The 18,729-nt window shown below is 73.0% G+C and carries 17 protein-coding genes; 10 read left to right on the top strand and 7 right to left on the bottom strand.

Translation table 11 applies throughout. The features are described from left to right. Nucleotides 1-81: 81 nt before the first annotated feature. Nucleotides 82-2,217, bottom strand: coding sequence for a S9 family peptidase (locus H288_RS0102105; protein ID WP_020090937.1), 2,136 nt, complete (start codon nt 2,215-2,217; stop codon nt 82-84). A gap of 554 nt (nt 2,218-2,771) precedes the next feature. On the opposite strand from H288_RS0102105, the gene H288_RS0102100 reads away from it, so the two are divergent. The 3 genes from H288_RS0102100 (at nt 2,772) to H288_RS0102090 (ending at nt 5,686) form a co-directional block, all read left to right on the top strand. Beyond that, nucleotides 2,772-4,379, top strand: a complete 1,608-nt coding sequence (locus H288_RS0102100) for a porin (RefSeq protein ID WP_020090936.1) — start codon at nt 2,772-2,774, stop codon at nt 4,377-4,379. A gap of 137 nt (nt 4,380-4,516) precedes the next feature. Then, nucleotides 4,517-4,744, top strand: a complete 228-nt coding sequence (locus H288_RS0102095; RefSeq protein ID WP_020090935.1) for a hypothetical protein — start codon at nt 4,517-4,519, stop codon at nt 4,742-4,744. Nucleotides 4,745-4,837: 93 nt separating this feature from the next. Continuing rightward, nucleotides 4,838-5,686 (top strand): DUF6456 domain-containing protein, encoded by an 849-nt coding sequence (locus H288_RS0102090; RefSeq protein ID WP_020090934.1) that lies wholly within the window; start codon nt 4,838-4,840, stop codon nt 5,684-5,686. A gap of 6 nt (nt 5,687-5,692) precedes the next feature. Here H288_RS0102090 and H288_RS0102085 read toward each other — a convergent pair whose 3' ends face one another. Both H288_RS0102085 and H288_RS0102080 read right to left on the bottom strand, forming a co-directional pair. Further along, on the bottom strand, nt 5,693-6,121 hold the full coding sequence (locus tag H288_RS0102085; protein WP_020090933.1) for a SufE family protein: 429 nt from the start codon (nt 6,119-6,121) through the stop codon (nt 5,693-5,695). Nucleotides 6,122-6,201: 80 nt separating this feature from the next. Beyond that, on the bottom strand, nt 6,202-7,293 hold the full coding sequence (locus H288_RS0102080; RefSeq protein ID WP_026604585.1) for a PAS domain-containing protein: 1,092 nt from the start codon (nt 7,291-7,293) through the stop codon (nt 6,202-6,204). A gap of 359 nt (nt 7,294-7,652) precedes the next feature. Between H288_RS0102080 and H288_RS0102075 the strand changes: the two genes are divergently transcribed. The 3 genes from H288_RS0102075 to H288_RS0102065 all read left to right on the top strand — a co-directional run bounded on the left by H288_RS0102075 (nt 7,653) and on the right by H288_RS0102065 (nt 10,018). Further along, nucleotides 7,653-7,955, top strand: coding sequence for a DUF3761 domain-containing protein (locus tag H288_RS0102075; RefSeq protein WP_020090931.1), 303 nt, complete (start codon nt 7,653-7,655; stop codon nt 7,953-7,955). Between the two features lie 115 nt (nt 7,956-8,070). After that, nucleotides 8,071-8,745, top strand: coding sequence for a helix-turn-helix domain-containing protein (locus H288_RS0102070; RefSeq protein WP_020090930.1), 675 nt, complete (start codon nt 8,071-8,073; stop codon nt 8,743-8,745). Then, complete coding sequence (locus H288_RS0102065; RefSeq protein WP_020090929.1) at nt 8,720-10,018, top strand: terminase family protein; 1,299 nt, start codon at nt 8,720-8,722, stop codon at nt 10,016-10,018. Before H288_RS0102070 ends, H288_RS0102065 begins: the two co-directional genes overlap by 26 nt. 378 nt (nt 10,019-10,396) lie before the next feature. On the opposite strand, the gene H288_RS0102060 is transcribed toward H288_RS0102065, so the two are convergent. Further along, nucleotides 10,397-10,639, bottom strand: coding sequence for a hypothetical protein (locus tag H288_RS0102060; protein WP_106735896.1), 243 nt, complete (start codon nt 10,637-10,639; stop codon nt 10,397-10,399). 58 nt (nt 10,640-10,697) lie between these two features. After that, the gene (locus H288_RS34995) at nt 10,698-11,456 is read right to left on the bottom strand and encodes a hypothetical protein (RefSeq protein WP_026604584.1); all 759 of its coding nucleotides are present in this window, start codon (nt 11,454-11,456) and stop codon (nt 10,698-10,700) included. A 390-nt stretch (nt 11,457-11,846) separates the two neighbouring features. Here H288_RS34995 and H288_RS0102050 point away from each other — a divergent pair, with 390 nt between their 5' ends. Genes H288_RS0102050 through H288_RS0102040 form a run of 3 tightly spaced genes read left to right on the top strand, consistent with a single transcriptional unit; the run spans nt 11,847 to nt 14,947 of the window. Further along, entirely contained in the window at nt 11,847-13,040 is a 1,194-nt protein-coding gene (locus H288_RS0102050) for a phage portal protein (RefSeq protein WP_020090927.1), read from the top strand. Nucleotides 13,041-13,081: 41 nt separating this feature from the next. After that, nucleotides 13,082-13,636, top strand: a complete 555-nt coding sequence (locus H288_RS0102045) for an HK97 family phage prohead protease (RefSeq protein WP_020090926.1) — start codon at nt 13,082-13,084, stop codon at nt 13,634-13,636. A 24-nt stretch (nt 13,637-13,660) separates the two neighbouring features. Further along, nucleotides 13,661-14,947, top strand: coding sequence for a phage major capsid protein (locus tag H288_RS0102040; RefSeq protein WP_020090925.1), 1,287 nt, complete (start codon nt 13,661-13,663; stop codon nt 14,945-14,947). A 15-nt stretch (nt 14,948-14,962) separates the two neighbouring features. Here H288_RS0102040 and H288_RS0102035 read toward each other — a convergent pair whose 3' ends face one another. Then, nucleotides 14,963-15,535, bottom strand: a complete 573-nt coding sequence (locus H288_RS0102035; protein WP_020090924.1) for a hypothetical protein — start codon at nt 15,533-15,535, stop codon at nt 14,963-14,965. 702 nt (nt 15,536-16,237) lie between these two features. Between H288_RS0102035 and H288_RS0102030 the strand changes: the two genes are divergently transcribed. Then, nucleotides 16,238-17,893 carry a porin gene (locus tag H288_RS0102030; protein WP_026604583.1) on the top strand — a complete coding sequence of 552 codons (1,656 nt, stop codon included), beginning with the start codon at nt 16,238-16,240 and terminating at the stop codon, nt 17,891-17,893. A 152-nt stretch (nt 17,894-18,045) separates the two neighbouring features. Here H288_RS0102030 and dps read toward each other — a convergent pair whose 3' ends face one another. Next, on the bottom strand, nt 18,046-18,591 hold the full coding sequence (gene dps, locus H288_RS0102025) for a DNA starvation/stationary phase protection protein Dps (RefSeq protein ID WP_012321876.1): 546 nt from the start codon (nt 18,589-18,591) through the stop codon (nt 18,046-18,048). Nucleotides 18,592-18,729: the final 138 nt, after the last annotated feature.

Below are 18,729 nucleotides of genomic sequence, written 5' to 3'. Positions count from 1 at the left end.
GAGGGCGGGGGTGGGGCTGGCCAGCGTGACGGCCTCAGGCGCAGCACCCCTTGGAGCGCCGCGCCCGCACGGGCGGCGGCTCTACGCCTTCCCCACCGCCATGAGCGCGAAGGCGTAGATCAGCGCCACCTCCTCCAGCCGGTCGAACCGGCCGGCGGCGCCGCCGTGGCCGGCCTCCATGTTGATCCGCAGGAGCACCGGCCCGCCGCCCGTCATGGTGGCGCGCAGCCGCGCGACCCACTTGGCCGGCTCCCAGTAGGTCACCCGCGGGTCGGTCAGCCCGCCGAGCGCCAGGATCGCCGGGTAGTCCTTGGCGGCGACGTTGTCGTAGGGCGAGTAGGACAGGATCGTCCGGAAGGCGGCCTCGCTCTCGCCCGGGTTGCCCCATTCGGGCCATTCCGGCGGCGTCAGCGGCAGCTCCGCGTCGAGCATGGTGTTGAGCACGTCGACGAAGGGCACGTCGGCGACGATGCCGGCGAACAGCTCGGGCGCGAGGTTGGCCACAGCCCCCATCAGCATCCCGCCCGCCGACCCGCCATGGGCGACGATGCGTTTCTCGGCGGTGTAGCGCGCCGCGATCAGGGCGCGGGCGCAGGCGATGAAGTCCGTGAAGGTGTTGGGCTTCTTCTCGCGCTTGCCGTCGAGGTACCAGCGCCAGCCCTTCTCGGTGCCGCCGCGGATATGCGCGATGGCGTAGACGAAGCCGCGGTCGACGAGGCTCAGCAGGTTCGTGCGGAACGCCGCCGGCATCAGCGTGCCGTAGGAGCCGTAGCCGTAGAGCAGCAGCGGCGCGCTGCCGTCGAGGGCGAGGTCCCGCCGGTGCAGCAGCGAGATCGGCACCTGCTCGCCGTCGGGCGCGGTGGCGAAGAGCCGCCGGGTCACGTAGGCGGCCGGGTCGTGCCCGCTCGGCACCGCCTGCCGCTTGCGCAGGAGCCGGGTGCGGGCCGCGCAGTCGTAGTCCCAGGTCTCCGACGGGGTCGTCATCGACGAGTAGACGAAGCGGATCGTGGCCGTGTCGAAGGCGAGCCCGGCCCGCAGGCCGAGGGAGTAGGCCTCCTCGGCGAAGGCGACGCTGTGCTCGGTGCCGTCAGCGAGGTCTCTCACGACGATCCGCGGCTTGGCGTTCTCGATCTCCAGCCGGACCAGGTGGCCGGCCAGCAGGTGCAGGTGGCGGATCATCACCCCGGGCCGGTGCGGCACGAGGTCGGTCCAGTTGGCGCGGCCCGGATCGTCGAGCGGCGCGGTGACGATCTTGAAGTCCTCGGCGCCGTCCGCGTTGGTGCGGATGAACAGGCGGTCGCCGCGGTGCTCGACGCCGTAGATCAGCAGCGGCGTGCGCGGCTCGACGAGGCGCAGGGGGGCGTCTTCCGCGTGCCGGTCGAGCAGCCGGACCTCGGAGGTCTCGTGGTCGCTCACCGTCACGTCGAGGAAGGCGCCGGACTGCGTCTTGCCGATGTGGACGAAGTAGCCGGCATCGGCCTCCGTGTAGACGGTCTCGTCCTCGCTCTGCCCCGTGCCGACGCGGTGGCGCATCACCTTGGCGGGGCGGTGGTTGGCGTCCACCGCCACGTACCAGAAGCTCGCGCCGTCCGCGGCCCAGACCGCCTCGCCGGAGGTCGCCTCGACCCGGTCGTCGAGATCGAGGCCGGTGGCGACGTCGCGCACCCGGATCGTGTAGAGTTCCGAGCCCTTGGTGTCGGCGCTCCAGGCGAGCCGGGCGTGGTCGTCGGAATGCACCGCGGCGGCGATCTCGAAGAACGGCAGGCCCTCACCCTCGCGGTCGCCGTCGATGAGGATCGTCTCGTCCGGGTCCAAGCCCGACTCGGGCACGTCGGGTGATGTGGCCGGCCGCCGGCAGATCAGCGGGTGCTGCCCGCCCTCGCGGTGGCGGGTGTAGTAGGCGAAGGGCCCGTCCGGCTCGGGGACGCCGCTCTCGTCCTCCTGGATCCGCCCGCGCATCTCGGCGACGAGCTGCCGCCGGAGCTCCGCGCTCCCGGCGAGCGCCGCCTCGGCGAAGGCGTTCTCGGCGTTCAGGTAGGCGGCGATGTCCTCCGGCAGCGCGGCCGGGTCCTTCAGGACCGTCTGCCAGTTCTCGGCCTTCAGCCACGCGTAGTCGTCGGTGATCTCCTGCCCGTGGACGCTGAAGCGTCGCGGCCGGGCCTCGGCCACCGGCGCGCCGGTCCTGTGAGCGAGCAAGCCGTGGCCGATCTCCGTCATCGTCTCTCCCGTCGGGTCCCGTCGCGCGCGGGTGTCGCGTCCGGGTGAGGGGATGTGTCCCGCCGGGCGCGCGGATGCAAGGCGTCCGGGGGCGCGGCCGGGGCGGGCGGCGCGTATCGCCGGCCGGGACGGCGCGGCCACGGGACCGGGGCCGATCCGTTGCTTTCCGGCATCGGTGGCGCGGGAAACGGTCCGGCCGACGACGCGATCCGCCGGCGCGGTTCCGCGCCGGAGCGGCGTCTGGAGCCGCGCCGGGGCGGCCCGATCGTGCGGTCTCGGCGAAGGTCCCGAACCCGCCAGGGACTTGGCGCAGCGGCCGATTTCGGCCTCAACGCGGCACCGGAACGCCGCGGGTGCGCCACAGATCCTGACAAGTCGAGCCGAGCACAGGCCCGAGAAAATCGCTCTGGGATTATCCGGCTCCGCGATCCGTCCGACATGAAGGGGGACTTGCGGATGGTGGAATGGCCGATTCGATGCATGTTGTGTGTGCGGAGTACCGGAAACATCGTGCGAAGCGGGGGACAACGGGCGTACTGGCGGGTGTTGCGGGGTTGCTGAGTCTGCCGGCGGAGGCGGCGGAACTTCCCGATCGGCGAAAATCGCAGCTCATCGAGCACGTGCGGATCTGCTCGGCCTACGGCCAGGCCTTCTTCTTCATCCCCGGCACCGATACCTGCCTGCGCCTCTCCGGCCGCGCGCGCTACGAGTACGCCTACCAACCTTCCTACAGCCGTTCGGGGAGTGCGACCGCCACCCCGGGGGATTACAGCGGCTACCAGGGCCGCCTCCGGATCAACCTCGACGCCCGGTCCCAGACGTCCTACGGCACCCTGCGCGCCTTCCTCCGCCTCGACGCCGGGAGCCGGACCGGTTTCGCCACCATGCATGCCGGCGCGCTGAACCGGATCGGCGGCGCCTTCCCGGCCCTGGGCGTCGACCAGTTCGGGCGGGCCCAGCAGCAGTTCAACGTCGACAAGGCCTTCATCCAGTTCGCCGGCATCACCGCCGGCCGCGCCTCCTCGTTCTTCGATTTCTACGCTCACGACTTCGAGTTCATCGTCGCCTCCATCGGCTCGGACAATCCCTCGACCAACCTCGCCGCCTACACGGCGACGCTGGGCAAGGGCCTGTCCGCCTCGCTGTCGATGGAGGACCCGGTATTCCGCCGCACGCCGGTCTACGCGTCCCAGAACGCCGCGGCCTCGGCGTTCCCGAATCCCGGCGCGATCCTCTCGCCCGGGAACCCCGTCGCCCCGGTCTTCGTCGGCTACGACGCCGCCGGCCGCCCGACCGGGGTGGGCTTCGTGGACACGGTCCAGCGCAGCCGCATGCCCGACATCGTCGGCGTCCTGCGCTCCGACCAGTCCTGGGGCTCCGCGCAGCTCTCGGGGGCCGTGCACGAGGTCAACCACGGCCTGCTCAGCAGCGTCTCGTTCGCCGGCACCAACCTGGGGGCGCCCGTCTCGGTGGGCAACAACCGCACCCCGGGCGGCGCGGCCTCCGCCCTCGGCTGGGCCGTGCAGGGGGGCGTGAAGATCAACCTGCCAGCGATAGCGACCGGCGACACGCTCTACCTGCAGGGCGCCTACGGGGAGGGCACCGCCCTGTATACCGGCCTGCCGGCCTATAACGGCCCCTGGGCGCAATCGGCCACCGCGGTGCAGGGGGCGGCCTTCTCCCAGTTCTTCAGCGACGGCGTGATCAACCCCTTCACGCAGCGCCTGGAGCTGTCGACGAGCTACTCGTTCACGGCGGCGATGCTGCACTACTGGACGCCCGCGGTCCGCTCCGCCTTCTTCGGCTCCTACGGCGCCCTGAGCTTCGCCCGCGGCGCCCGCGCGGCGCAGGGCGCCTATTTCGGCGTGACCGGGACCGGGCCGGGCACCCCCGGCACGCGGTTCTTCGACCTGAGCCAGGTCCTGCGGGACAGCTACCGCTTCGTGGTCGGCGGCAACCTGATCTGGTCGCCGGTGAAGGAGTTCGATATCGGCGTCGAGGCGATCTACACGCGCTACGGGCCGCAGAGCGGCCGCATCCTCGACCTGGGCCGGTATCCCAACCAGAACGCGGCCTACGTCAACAACCTCGCCAACCCGGTCTCGACCGCCCGCCACGTCGACGTCATCCAGGTGCGCGCGCGCGTGCAGCGGGACTTCTGAGGGCGGCTGCGGATCCGGGGCGATCCGGGACAGCGGGCGGCTATGCCGGCTCGGCCGGGAGCCGGTTCCGGCCTGGGGCGTTGAACCGCGGGCCGTGGCGTCGACCACGGTCACCGGTTCGATCCCGAGGTGCCGACATGGACGCGATCCCCGATCCGCAGCCGGATCCGCAGGACGATCACCCCGCCGCGGACCTGGAGCGGGTGAACGACATCCTCGCCGCTTGGGCGGCCCGCTCCGCCACCGAGAGCGCCGCGCTGATCGACCGGTTCGAGGCGATGGGCTACGAGGTCCGCGGCAAGTCGGAGGGCGAGATCGCCGACATCCTGCACCGGCCGCCGACGCGCGCGGCCGTCGCTAGATAGCTGTGGGTTGTAGGTAAAAAAGCCTTGACCTTCTGATTTTTCCTGAGAGACTGGAGGCTTCGGACGTCCGTCGTAGCACACACGGAACAAAACATGAACATGCGAGTGAAGGGCGGCCGTTCCGCCTCCGCGGGGACGCGTCACCGCGGCGCCGCTCCGGGGGATCTCCCGGCGGAGGCGGTGCGCCTGCTGGCGCGGCTCGGGGAGCCCGGCGCCTACGCGCGGCCCGACCCCCTGGTCGAGGACGCGCTGGTCGCCCGGCGCGGCGGCGACGGGATCTCGGTGGGGAGCGGCCGCTTCGCGGCCACCTCCGGGCGCGCCCTGGCGGCGGCCGATCTGGCGACGTGGAACGCGGCCGGCACGCGCCTGACGATCAGCGAGGCCGGGCGGGCGCGCCTGCGCCGGGAGGCCCGGCCGGGCGACTTGGCCTTCGCGGACCAGCACCGCGACCTCGCCGTCGTGGAGGGCGGCGCCGGGCCGACCCTGCGCAACGCCGCCGAGAATCCCCTGGCCTGGATGGTGTGCCGACGCGACCGGGACGGCGCGCCGCTCATCGACGCGGCCGCCTTCGAGGCCGGGGAGCGGCTGCGGCGGGACATGACCACCGCCGCCCTGCTGCCGCGGATGGGCGCGGATCTCGGGGCGCCCCGGATCGACGGCGGCGGCCCGCGCGACCCGGCCTCCGCGGCCGACCACGTGATCGCGGCCCGGCAGCGGGTGCGCGGCGCCCTCGACGCGGTCGGGAGCGACCTCTCGGGCCTGCTGATCGACCTCTGCGGATTCCTGAAGGGCCTGGAGCGGATCGAGGCCGAGCGCCGCTGGCCGGCCCGCTCCGCCAAGGTCGTGGCCCGCATCGCCCTGGGGCGGCTCGCCGAGCATTACGGGCTGGAACGGGAGGCGACCGGTCCGGACCGGGCCCGCCTGCGCCTCTGGCGCGGGTGAGGCCGCTCAGGCCTCGGCGGCGAGCCGGACCGCGTCGCGGTGGATGCGCTCCGCCATCGCCCGGACGCCGTTGGAGCGCTTCGACGTGACGTGGGCGCCGAAGCGGAGCTGCCGGAACAGGTCGAGGCCGTCGGTCTCGGCGGCCTCCTGGGGCGTCTTGCCGGTGTAGAGCGCGATCATCAGCGCCACGAAGCCGCGGACGATGAATGAGTCGCTGAAGCCGTGCAGGACGAGGCGCGGCGTGCCGTCCGCCGGCTCCGCCCGCGTGTCGATCCAGACCTGGCTCTCGCAGCCGTGGACACGGTTCGCCTCGGTCCGCTCCGATTCGGGCATCGGCGGCAGGGCGCGGCCGAGCTCGATCAGGTATTCGAGCCGCATGTCGTCGTCTTCGACGATCTCGAAATTCTCGATGATGGTGTCGATGGGAGGGAGCATGCTCGGCCGGGTCCGGAAAGGTCTGGGCCGCTATAGGCCGGCCGCGCCGTTGTGGCGACGGGGTCCGGCGCCGCGGGCGCTCATTGCGGGCCGGGGCGCGCCGCCGGCAGGGTCAGCCACAGGGGATCGCCCGGGCTGGCATCGCCCGCGACGCTGATCTCCGCCTGGGCCGCGTAGGCGGCGATGAGGCGGGGGCCGAGCTTCGGGACGTTCGGTCGGCCCGACTCGGCCGTGTCGCTCACCTTCGAGACGATCGAGAGGCGCAGCGGCGCGGCGGCCTCGATGTCGATGGCGATGGCGCAGGCGACGTGCTCGGCGGTGGCGTCCAGGCACTCGGCCACGATCTCCGCGACGATCATGCCCAGGGCGTTGGCGGTGCGCGGCTCCACGAGACCGTTCCCCGAGCCGCCGACCTGGACGCCGATCCGCCCGGCCCGCCGGAGCTGCCCGAGCCCGGAGGCGAGGCGGTGCAGGTAGTCCTTGAGGTCGATCGACGCGATGTGCGGCGCCTCGTGGAGGTGCTGCTGCACCAGCGCGATCGCCCGGACCCGCTGGCCCAGCGCCTCGAAGCTGCCGCGGCAGGGGTCGGGGGCGGCCCGCCCGTAGAGGCCGATCAGGCTGACCATCACCTGGAGGTTGTTGCGGACCCGGTGGTAGACCTCGGCCAGCAGCGCCTCCTTCTCGGCCAGCGCGTGCTCGATGTGCTCCTCCGCGTGCTTGCGGTCGGTGATGTCGAAGCAGGAGCCGAGATAGCCCTGGAACCGGCCGTCCTCCACGAGGGGGCGGGCGGTGTCGAGCAGCCAGCGGTACTCGCCGTCGTGCCGCCGGAGGCGGAACTCGACGGTGAAGGGCGCCCGCGCCTCGAAGGCCTCGGCGACGATCCGGGCGTGCCGCTCGAAATCCTCGGGATGCAGCCCGCTGCGCCAGCCCAGGCCGAGCTCCGCCTCCAGCGGGCGCCCGGTGAATTCCAGCCAGCACTCGTTGTGGTGGATCGCCTGACCGGCCTCGTCCGAGCGCCACATCATCAGCGGCACCACGTCGGCGAATCGCCTGAAGCTGTCGCTGAGGGCGGCGGCTTCCGCGGTGCCCTGCGCCGGGCCCCGACCAGGATCCCCCGCGGGGCCGTTGCCCAGCGGGTCTTCCGCGCCGGACCCTGGTGGCTCACCGACCATTCTGTACCCGATTCACTCTGACGAACTGCGTGAAAGGCGACGCCTGCGTGCGGATGGCGCCGGTCAACGTGTCGACCGGACGGCCGTTCCGGTCCTGAACCGCGTTCAGATCTGCCATTCACCGGGACATTAGCGGCAATACCTTTCGAGCCCGTTCAGCATCCCGCCGACGTGCGGGGCCGCACCGGGCGCGCGGACGCGGCGGAGAGCCGGTCGGGCGACCCCGGCCGAGGTCCGGCCCGCGCGCAGCCCGTGACCCGCGCGCACAACCTGTAGCTGGCTTTTGGATAACCACAGATAGTTCGTGACGCCCCGATCCGGTTGTGTCTCTTGGCAGATGATACAACCTTGAGGGTGCCGTGCTGCCTGTCCCGACCGCGACGAACGCCGCCCGCTGGCCGGTGCTCGCCGGCCTCGTCCTCCTCGGCCTGTCGGGCGGCGCCGTCGCCCGGCCGTTCTCGGAGCCCGACGACCGGAACCTCGACCGCCACGGCCACTACCGCAGCCGGGACGGGTCCGACGTCCACCGGCCGGCCAAGAGCCTCGACGGCAGGAAGCCCGCGGGCGCCACGGCCAAGTGCCGGGACGGCACGTGGAGCTTCAGCCACACCCGTCGAGGCACCTGCTCGGGTCACGGCGGCGTGGCGCACTGGGAGGGCTGAGACAGGACTATGCCTTAAGTCCTATATCGCCCGAGAAATAGGAATTTGCGCTTGACACCGGCGCGCTGCCGGGGTATCAACCAGGCACGGTCGAGACGTGTGCGGAGAGACCCCGATGTGGCCACCCCCTCCCAGCAGGGCGGACAGCCGCGCCGAGGCCCTGACGCTCCTGCGCGAGACCGACCTGACGTGCGACGCGATCGCGGCCCGTCTCGGCGTCCACCCGAAGACCGTGCACACCTGGAACGCCCGGGCCGGCTGGCCGAGGCCGCGGCAGCACCGGCCGCGGCTCCTGACAGGGCGCTGGCCGGCGGCGCGCCGGGCCGCCCTGATCCGCCTGCTGTGCACGCCGGGCGCCGATCCCGGCGACGTCACCGAGATCCTCGGTCTCGGCCGGCTCGACCCGGCGATGATGGCCACGGCCTTCGGGGCTGACCTGCCGCCGGCGGTCACCGGTCGCGGCGACCCCGCGGCCGACCCGGCGACCCTGCGGGCGCGTCTGCGCGCCCACATCGCCCGGCAGATCGCCGCCTTCGACGCGGCTCTGAGCGGGGCGGGGGCGGGCGCGGGCGACTCCGCCCGAATCCTGCGCGACCTCGGCGGCCTCAAGCGGCTCCTCGACACGGTGGATGCGGAGGGCGCGCGCGGCGCCGCGGGGGAGGGGGGCGATGGCACCGGACGCGACACTGGACGCGACACCGAACCCGACACCGAGCCCGACCTGCCCGCCCTGCGCGCGGAGATCGCGCGACGCGTTGCTGGCTTTGTCGGCGGCGGGGCGGCTGCCTGACTTCCTCGAGACGCTGCCGCCGGACCTCCTCCGGGCGCTCGCGGGCGACTGGCTGCACCAGGCCCGGCCGGACCAGCTGCCGCCGCCCGACGCGGCGCCCTGGACCACCTGGGCGGTGATCGGCGGCCGCGGCAGCGGCAAGACCCGCACCGGGGCCGAGTGGGTCGACGCCCTCGCGCGCGGCGACCCGGCCTTCGCGGGCGCGCCGGTCGGGCGGATCGCCCTGGTGGGCGAGACCCATCTCGACGTGCGCGACGTGATGGTCGAGGGGCCCTCCGGCCTCCTCGGCCTGCCGGCGCGGGGACGGGCCCGGCCCGCCTGGTCGCCGAGCCGCCGCCGGGTGGAGTGGAGCAACGGCGCCGTCGCGCTCGCCTTCTCGGCGGAGGAGCCCGACGCGCTGCGCGGCCCGCAATTCGGCGCCGCGTGGTGCGACGAGGCCGCCAAGTGGCGCCGGCCCGAGGCGGCCTTCGACATGCTGCAGTTCGGCCTGCGCCTCGGCGCCCGGCCGCGCAACCTCGTGACGACGACGCCCCGGCCGGTGCCGCTGATCCGCCGCCTGCTCGCCGACCCGCGCACGGTGGTGAGTCGTGCCCGGACCCACGACAACGCCGCGCATCTCGCGCCCGACTTCCTCCAGCAGGTGGTCGGGCGCTACGCCGGCACGCGGCTCGGCCGGCAGGAACTCGACGGCGAGCTCATCGCCGACCGGGACGACGGCCTGTGGACGCGCGCGGCCCTGGAGGCCGGCCGCCTCGCCGCGGCGCCCGATCTCGGGCGGATCGTCGTGGCGGTGGATCCCCCCGCCGCCTCGGGCGCGCGCTCGGACGCCTGCGGGATCGTGGCGGCCGGGCGCGCGGGCGGGCACGCCTACGTGCTGGCCGACGCGAGCCTCGCCCGCGCCACCCCGCAGGCCTGGGCGGCCGCGGCGCTGGCGCTCTACCACCGGCTCCGGGCCGACGCCCTCGTGGTCGAGGTCAACCAGGGCGGCGAGATGGCCGCCGCCGTGCTGGGCCAGTGCGACCCCGCCGTGCCGGTGACCCGGGTCCACGCCACGCGGGGCAAGTACCTGCGCGCCGAGCCGGTCTCGCTGCTCTACGCCCGCGGGCTGGTCCACCACGTCGGCGCCTTCCCGGCGCTGGAGGACGAGCTGTGCGATTTCGGCCCGGACGGCCTGTCCGGCGGGACCTCGCCCGACCGGCTCGATGCCCTGGTCTGGGCGCTCACGCACCTGATGCTGGAGCCCCGGGCCGAGCCCCGGATCCGGCGGTTGTGACAGCGGTCGCCGGAAACAATTCGGCGCGCTTCGGGTGAAGCGCGCCGGAGTCGGTTCGTGGTCTCTGGAACGAACTGCATGCTGTATACACAATGTCGTGCGCCAAATCTGTAGCGATCAGGCCACGGCACGCGGTCCTGAGCTGGGAATCCCCACCGTAATTCTCCGTATTGCGCGGCGACGGTGGGCGGATTGAGCGGCGCATCTGTCGGGTTGATCCCCGCCGTCCTTCCCGGGCGCCGCGGCCCGGCTCCGATTCCCGAACCGTCGTCGCTGCCCGACCCCGGCACATCGGCATGCCGGGTTCTTGGGCGTGCCGGGTTCCTGGGCGTGCCGGGCTCCTGGGCGTGCCGGGCTCCTAGGCGCCCGAGCGGTCGCTCAATCGCCGCCGCCACCGCCATCACCGCCGCCGCCGCCGTCGCCGCAGCTGCCGCCGTCGCTGCCGTGGCAGCCGCCATCGCCGAAGATCGCGCCGCCGTCGCCGCCGGAGCCCGAATCGTAGCTGAGGGAGCCGGAGCGGCGGGTCCCCCGGGAGCGCGTCGCGGAGGGCATGAGGCAGCGGAGGAAGGGGACGAGCGCGATGACGAAGATCGCGAGTTCGAGGGCCTGCTTCCTGTCCATCGGAACCTCCATCGGTTCGTCGGTCCGGACAGTCTAGCACAGGTCGGCGCCGGGCCGGTCAGGGCGGCGTGGTCAGGCTCCGAAGGGCGGCCCGGACGTCGGCGAGGGTGCCGACCAGGGCGTAGCAGGCGAAATCGTGCGCGCCCGCGGCGGCGTTCGCCAGCCGGAAGCGGCAGCTCAGGCGGTTCGCCCCGGCCTCGGGCGCGACCGCGAAGCCGGGCCGCGGCGCGTCGGGTTCCTGCTCCGGCGGACCCGGGGCCCAGACCGCGAGGGCGTGCGAGCCCTCCGGCGTCGCCAGGATCACCGGGTCCGGCCGCTCCCCCGCTCCAGGGCCGAGGGGCGCGAGCCCGCCGGTCGACGGGTCGAAGCGCCAGGCCGCGGAGAACTCCGCCGGCACCGCGGCGGCGAGGGGTTCGAGACGCAGCGCCGCCGCGGGCTCGGTCAGGTTGAAGCTCGCCTGCACCTCCACGGCGTTGCCGAGGCCCGGCAGGCCGAGCGCGACCCGCTTGCGCAGGAGCGGGGCCGGGGCCGGGATCGCGGGGCTCGCGGAGGCGGTCGGGCAGTCCGCGGGCGGCTCGTCGGCCGGGTCGGTGGGGCCGTCCCAGGCCATGCGGGTCTCGGTCTCGGCCCAGCTCCGGCCGGCGCGCAGGGCGCGGAGCCGGCGGGCCGCGGGCGCGCCGGACCCGTCCTGCGGGGTGCCGGCCTCGCTCGCCCGGCGGCAGGCGGCGCCGGAGCCGATCTCCGCCCGCGCCTGCAGGGCGTCGCCGGGCTCGGTGTCGGCGAGGAAGGTGACGCCGTCCCAGGTCAGCGTGTCCACCGCCCCTGCGACCCGCCGGGACAGGCGCAGGCTGATCTCGGACCGGCCGAAGGGGCGCGCCAGGATCAGGGTCCCGTCGGGCTCCGGCCACAGGGGCGCGGGTGCGGGCGCATCCGCGGCCCGGGCCGGCGCGGCCGGGGGCGCGGCCAGGGGCCCGGCCAGAGGCCCGGACAGAGGCCCGGACAGAGGCCCGGACAGAGGCCCGGACAGAGGCCCGGACAGAGGCCCGACGACGAGCGCTGGGACCAGAGCCGCGACCCGCGCCGCGACGCGGGTCCCCGCCCGGACCCGTCCCCGGACCCGTCCCCGGAATCGCGCCTGGGGCCGCGCCTGGGGCCGTGTGGGGATCCGGGGCTGCATCGCGTGACCATAGCTCAGGAACGGACCGGCATGTCGACCCTCCTCGAACGCCTGGCGCGGGTCGCGCGCCGCGCCGCCGGCGGCCCGGCCCTCGCCACCAAGGCCGCCGCGGCCCCGGCCTTCGCCCTCTACGCCGAGGGACGGGCCAGCTGGACGCCCCGCGATCCGGCGGCGCTCGCCCGGGCCGGCTACCAGGCCAACCCGGTCGTCCACCGGGCGGTGCGGCTCGTCGCCGAGAGCGCCGCCGGCCTGCCGCTGATCGCCACCGGCCCCGGCGCCGAGCGCGCGGGCGACCTGCTCGCCCTGCTGGCGCGGCCGAACCCCCGGGAGAGCGGGCCGCACCTCCTGGAGACGCTCTACGCCGACCTCCTCCTCACCGGCACGGCCTACCTGGAGGCGGTGAGCCTCGACGGGCGGGTCGCCGCGCTCCAGGTCCTGCGTCCCGGACGGATGCGGGTGCTGCCGGGCCCGGACGGCTGGCCGGCGGCCTATCTCTACACGGCGGGCGGGCGCAGCCGCCGGTTCGACCTGCCCGAGCCGGGGATCGCCGTGGCGCCGATCCTGGCGCTGACGCTGTTCCACCCGGAGGACGAGACCGGCGGGCTCGCCCCGATCGCGGCCGCCGCCGCCGCCCTCGACATCCACAACGCCGCGAGCGCCTGGAACAAGGCGCTGCTCGACAACGCCGCCCGGCCGTCCGGCGCCCTGGTCTTCGCCGGGGCGACGCTGTCCGAGCCGCAATTCGACCGGCTGAAGGCGGAGCTGGAGGCGAACTACCAGGGTTCCGCCAATGCCGGCCGGCCGCTGCTGCTGGAGGGCGGCCTCGACTGGAAGCCGCTCGCGCTCTCGCCGCGCGACATGGATTTCGTGGCGGCCAAGGACGCGGCCGCCCGGGAGATCGCCCTGGCCTTCGGCGTGCCGCCGCTGCTGCTCGGCCTCCCCGGCGACAACACCCACGCCAACTACGCCGAGGCCAACCGCGCCCTCTACCGCCAGACCCTGATCCCCCTCGCGGCCCGCACCGCCCGGGCGCTGGCCGGCTGGCTGGAACCCGCCTTCGGGGCGATCGACCTGGAGCCCGACCTCGACCGGATCGAGGCGCTGGCCGGCGAGCGGGAATCCCTGTGGCGCCGGGTCCAGGCCGCGGACTTCCTGTCGGCGGCGGAGAAGCGGGAGGCCGTGGGCTACCCGCCCGCGATGCCGGGGGCGCCGGGCACACCCTGAGGCGCGGGGCGCGCCCTCACTGTCCCATCCGAGGATCCCCCATGGACGGCCACTTCTCCGGCTATGCCAGCCTGTTCGGCGTGCCCGATCTCGGACGCGACGTGGTGGTGCCGGGCGCCTTCGCGGCGAGCCTCGCCCGCCGCGGGGCCGCGGGCGTGCGGCTCCTGTTCCAGCACGATCCGGCCGAGCCGATCGGCCGCTGGCTCGCCCTGCGCGAGGACGGCCGCGGCCTGTTCGCGGAGGGCGCGCTCAACCTCGCGGTGCAGCGCGCCCGCGAGGTCGACGCCCTGATGCGCGGCGGCGGCCTCGACGGGCTCTCGATCGGCTTCCGCACGCTGCGCGCCCGGAAGGGCACCGGCGGCGAGCGCCGGCTCCAGCAGGTCGACCTCTGGGAGATCTCGCTCGTGACCTTCCCGCTGCAGCCGGGGGCCAGGGCGAGCTCCGCGTCGATCCCGGCTCCGGACCCGGAGGCCGACGCGATCCGCGGCCTCGCCGGCCTGATCGCGCCGCCGGGCGCCCTCGGACCCGCCGCGAGACCCGCCGCGAGACCTGCCGCGAGACCTGCCGCTTGGCCGCTGCCGGCCGCGCGGTCCTGACTTCCACCCCCGACGAGGCCCATCATGGACGCCCAGACCCCGATCGCCGATCCCGCCCCGCTGGGCGGCCTGCCGCCGCTGGAGAACAAGGCCGCCCATTCCGACGGCGGCCCGGTCCGCTCCGCCCTGGACGAGCTCGCCGCCGCCTTCGCGGCCTTCAAGGAGACGAACGACGCGCGGATCGACCGGATCGAGGGCCGCCTCGGCGTCGACGTGCTCACCGAGGAGAAGCTCGCCCGGATCGACGCGGCCCTCGACGCCGCCCGCACCCGGCTCGACCGGATCGCCCTGGAGCGGGCCCGGCCGCCCCTCGGCCAGCCGGACGTCCGGGAGACGGGGGCCGCGCACGAGCACAAGGCCGCCTTCGACCTCTACGTCCGGGCGGGCGAGAGCGCCGGGCTCAAGCGCCTGGAGGCCAAGGCGCTCTCGGCCGGCTCCGGGCCGGACGGCGGCTACCTCGTCCCCGACACGATCGAACGGACCGTGCTCGCGCGCCTCGGGCAGGTCTCGCCGATCCGGTCGATCGCCAGCGTGCAGCCGATCTCGGGCGCCCAGTACAAGCGCGCCGTCTCGGTGGGCGCGCCGGTCACCGGCTGGGCCGCCGAGACCGCGCCGCGCCCCGAGACCGCCGCGCCGGCCCTGTCGGAGATCGCGTTCCCCGCGATGGAGCTCTACGCGATGCCGGCCGCCACCCAGACGCTCCTCGACGATTCCGTGGTCGATCTCGACGCGTGGCTCTCGGCCGAGGTGGAGACCGCCTTCGCCGAGCAGGAGGGCGTCGCCTTCGTGTCCGGCAACGGCGCGAGCCGCCCGCGGGGCTTCCTGAGCTACGACACGGTCGCCAACGCCGCCTGGGTGCCGGGCAAGATCGGCACGGTCGCCACCGGGACGGCGGGTGCGTTCCCGTCGGCGAGCCCGGGGGACGCGCTGTTCGACCTGATCTACGGGCTGCGGGCGGCCTACCGGCAGAATGCCGGCTTCGTCATGAACCGGCGCACCCAGAGCACGATCCGCAAGTTCAAGGATTCGGAGGGCAACTATCTCTGGCAGCCGCCCCTCGCCGCCGGCCGGTCCGCGACGCTGGTCGGCTTCCCGGTCACCGAGGCCGAGGCGATGCCGGACCTCGCCAAGGACAGCCTGTCGGTGGCCTTCGGCGACTTCCGCCGGGGCTACCTCGTGGTCGACCGGACGGGGATGCGGGTGCTGCGCGACCCGTACTCGGCCAAGCCCTACGTGCTGTTCTACACCACCAAGCGCGTCGGCGGCGGGGTGCAGGATTTCGACGCGCTCAAGCTCCTGAAGTTCTCCTGACGCGCGGCGGCGACCCTAGCCGGGGCAGCCCGCGCGGTCGCCGCAGCTCGCGAGCCGCCCGGCCTGCTGCTTGGCCCGCTCGAGATTGGTGCGGGCGGTGACCAGCCGCTCGCTGGCCTCCCGGCGGATCCGCACCGAGGTGCCGGGCTTCGCCTCGCGGACGTCCACGGCCTCCCAGTAGGCCATCGCGGCCTGCAGCTCGGCCTGCGCCTCCTTGAGGGTCGGAACCGGCGGCTGCGGCATCTCGGGCATCTCGGTGAGGCGGCCCTCCAGCACGGCCCGCGCCACGGCGATCTCGAACCGCCGGTCGACGCCGAACTGCGCCATCCGCTCCAGGTTCGGCTCGATCATCTCGAGGAGCGCCAGGGTCGGGACGGCCAGCGCGTGCGCGTCCCCGCCCCAGCCCGGATCGCATTTCTCGCCGTTGACCGCCCAGAAGATCCCGCGCGCGGTGGCGATGCGGCCGTTCCGCACCTCGCGGACGCGCAGGAAGAAGAAGCGCTCGCCGTAGATCGGGTCGAGCGAGCGAATACAGGCCAGACTGCCGGTTCTGGCCGCCTGATAATATGTCTCAAGATCGATTTCCACTGACGTCTCACAATTTCAAGGGCTGCATGACGCGGATCCGCTCGGGCGGACGCGCGGAAATCATGGAAACGCTGAAACAGTACGCGGACGACTCGGGCGTGGGACGGGATGAAACGAAGCGCTGCGCATGGGCGGCTCGCCTAGGGCCGATCGGCCGTGCCGGTCGACCCGATGGGGTGAGAGGGGACCGGGACCCCGGCGCCGCCTCTCGATACCGAGCAGTCCGGGTCCGGTCCCGTCGGCAGACGTCCGTCGCTGCGGGGCCCGCGCACCGCCCGGCGCGGCGCCATCCTGCAGGGCGATCGGATCCGCGTCCGAGCCGGCCCGTGAGGGCTCGACGGCCGAATACCCCTTCGTTTCCGGTAGATCAATACGATCTGTCAGGGAAGTACAGTGTTTCTGATAGAAACATGGTCTGTTAGTACGCTTTACAGCCGAAACGCTCGTGCTGTGTCTGTTTCCGTCGGACAAACAAGATCATTTTTATGTGGCCGCGTGGCCACCGAATACATTGGCACGGGTGGCCGTTCCGATTTGGGATTGATGGCTGCGGCCATTTGCGGGAACTTATTCGAACAAGAGCTCGAAAGAACCAGAGCTCATCGGCAAGACGAATCAATTCGGCCGAAACAAATAATAGCAGCGCGGCCTGCGTGGCTGAATGCTGTCTCCAATATGGGTCTCGACGTTTTGGGGAAATCGATGAGGATCTTGAAGCACACGCTCCTCTGTTCCGCCGCGGCTCTGTCCGCGGCGAGCGCAGCGCAGGCGGCTGATCTGCCGGTCAAGAAGGCTGTCCCGATCGAGTACGTCCGCGTCTGCGGCGCGTACGGCGCCGGCTTCTTCTACATCCCCGGCACCGACACCTGCCTGCGTCTCTCCGGCCGCGCCCGGTTCGAGGGCGGCTACATGACCAGCTACTCGCGGCAGAACGGCTCGAACGTCGGTGATACGTCGGGCTACCAGGGCCGGATGCGCATCAACCTCGATGCCCGCACCCAGACCGCCTACGGCACCCTGCGCGCCTTCGTGCGCCTCGATGCCGGATCCCGCACCGGCTATTCCGGCGTCGGCCAGTCGGGCACCCAGCAGCGCATCGGCCAGGCCTTCCCGGCTCTCGGCATCGACCAGTTCGGTCGCGCCTCGCAGTTCGTGAACGTCGACAAGGCCTTCATCCAGTTCGCCGGCATGACCGCCGGTCGCGCCTCGTCGTTCTTCGACTTCTACGCCCACGACTTCGAGTTCTCCGGCGCGACGGTGGGCTCGGACGTCTCCTCGACCAACCTGCTCGCCTACACGGCCACGCTCGGCAACGGCCTGTCCGCCACGATCTCGGCCGAAGACCCGGTCTTCCGCCGCAGCCCGATCTTCTCGCAGACCAACAACCCGGCCGGCGTGACGAACAACTCCAACATCGTCAATTTCGCTCAGACGAACGCTCCGGCCGAGGTGTTCATCGGCTACACCGGCGGCGTGCCGACCCGGTACAGCTTCGTCGACGTGATCCAGCGCTCGCGCATGCCCGACGTCGTCGGCGCCCTGCGCCTCGACCAGGCCTGGGGTTCGGCGCAGCTGTCGGCGGCCGTCCACGAGCTGAACGTCGGCAACGTGGCCAACGGCGCCGGCACCGGCACCGGCTCGAACATCAGCATCCCCCACACCAGCAACTCGTACGGCTGGGCGGTGCAGGGCGGCCTGAAGATCAACACGCCGTTCATCGCGCCGGGCGACGCCCTCTACCTGCAGGGCGCCTACGGCTCCGGCTCGCAGATGTACACCGGCTACTGCGCGTTCAGCGGCTGCTACTCGCAGAACCCGACGACCATCCAGGGGCAGAAGTTCGCGCAGTACTTCAACGACGCCACGGTGAACCCTTTCACGGGCCAGATGGAGCAGTCGACGAGCTTCACCGCGACGGCCTCGTACCTCCACTACTGGTCGCCGGAGTGGCGCTCGGCCTTCTTCGGGTCGTACGGTGAGATGAGCTACGGCAGCGGCGCCCGTCTGGCCCAGGGCGCGGCCTTCGCGCTGGCGAACAACACCGGTGGCAACTCGTTCGGTGTGAACGGCGTCGGCGTGCCGGGCACCCGGTTCTTCCAGCTGAGCGAGGCGCTGCGCGACACCTACCAGTTCGTGGCGGGCGGCAGCATCATCTGGTCGCCGGTCAAGGACCTCGATATCGGTGTCGAGGGCTTCTACACCCAGGTCGGCGTCAAGAACGGCCGCGTGATCGACCGCGACAAGAGCCCGACGGCCTACGCGAACGTCGCCGGCATCAACAACGGCACCTTCGTGCCGCGGACCACGACGGCGGACAGCGTGTCCACCTTCCGCTTCCGCGTCCAGCGCGACTTCTGATCCCCGATCGGGACCGGTTCGCCCTCCAAAGCTTCCCGGTCCTGATGTCCCCGTGCAAAGGGACCCCACTGAGCCCGGCCTCGCGGCCGGGCATTTTCGTATCCCCGATCGCGTCGAGTCGCGCCCCGCCCGAAGGCGGGGCGCCGCGATCCTCAGCGGCCCGCGTTGCCGTCGCGCAGGGTGCCGGTCGGCTCCTGCACGTGCGCCTCGAGGAACCAGAGGTGCTTGTCGACCGCCCGCGAGATCTCGGTGAACAGGTCGGCCGTGTCGGGGTCGCCCGCCTCGTCGGTCTCGTCGATGTTCTGCCGGACCGCGTTGGCGTAGGCGGCGTAGCTGTCGATCAGCGCGGCGATGTGGTCGGCGATGGCGTAGATGCCGGTCGGGTAGGCCGGCAGCTTGGTGCGCTCGGCGACCGCCTGGGTCGAGCCGAAGGCCGTGGCGCCGAGCTGGACCGCGCGCTCGGCGACGCTGTCGTTCAGCTCGTCGAGCTGGGTGCGGAACCCGTCGAGCATCTCGTGGACGCCGATGAACTGCGGGCCCTTGAGGTTCCAGTGGGCCTGCTTGATCGCCAGGGCGAGGTCGATGCCGTCCGCGAGCCGGGCGTTGAGCGCCTCGATCGAGACCTTCTTGGCGTTCGAGTCGGTGTTGTTGCGGGTCTTGTGCGTCCGCGGGGTGTTGCTGGTGCCGGTGTCGGCCATGCTCTCGCTCCGTGAGCCGGGAAGGTTCGGATGCGAAAAGTGCCGATCGGCCTCCGGGTTCCCGCAGGCGCGAAGGATCCGGGAGCGGGCAGCGGCTTTGCGGCGGTCAGGCCGCGGCCGGGCCGCGGCCCGACTGCG

It is taken from the genome of Methylobacterium sp. 285MFTsu5.1, assembly GCF_000383455.1.
Taxonomy (GTDB): domain Bacteria; phylum Pseudomonadota; class Alphaproteobacteria; order Rhizobiales; family Beijerinckiaceae; genus Methylobacterium.
Note: the sequence above shows the minus strand (reverse complement) of the source record. Positions and strands in the feature narration are given on the sequence as shown.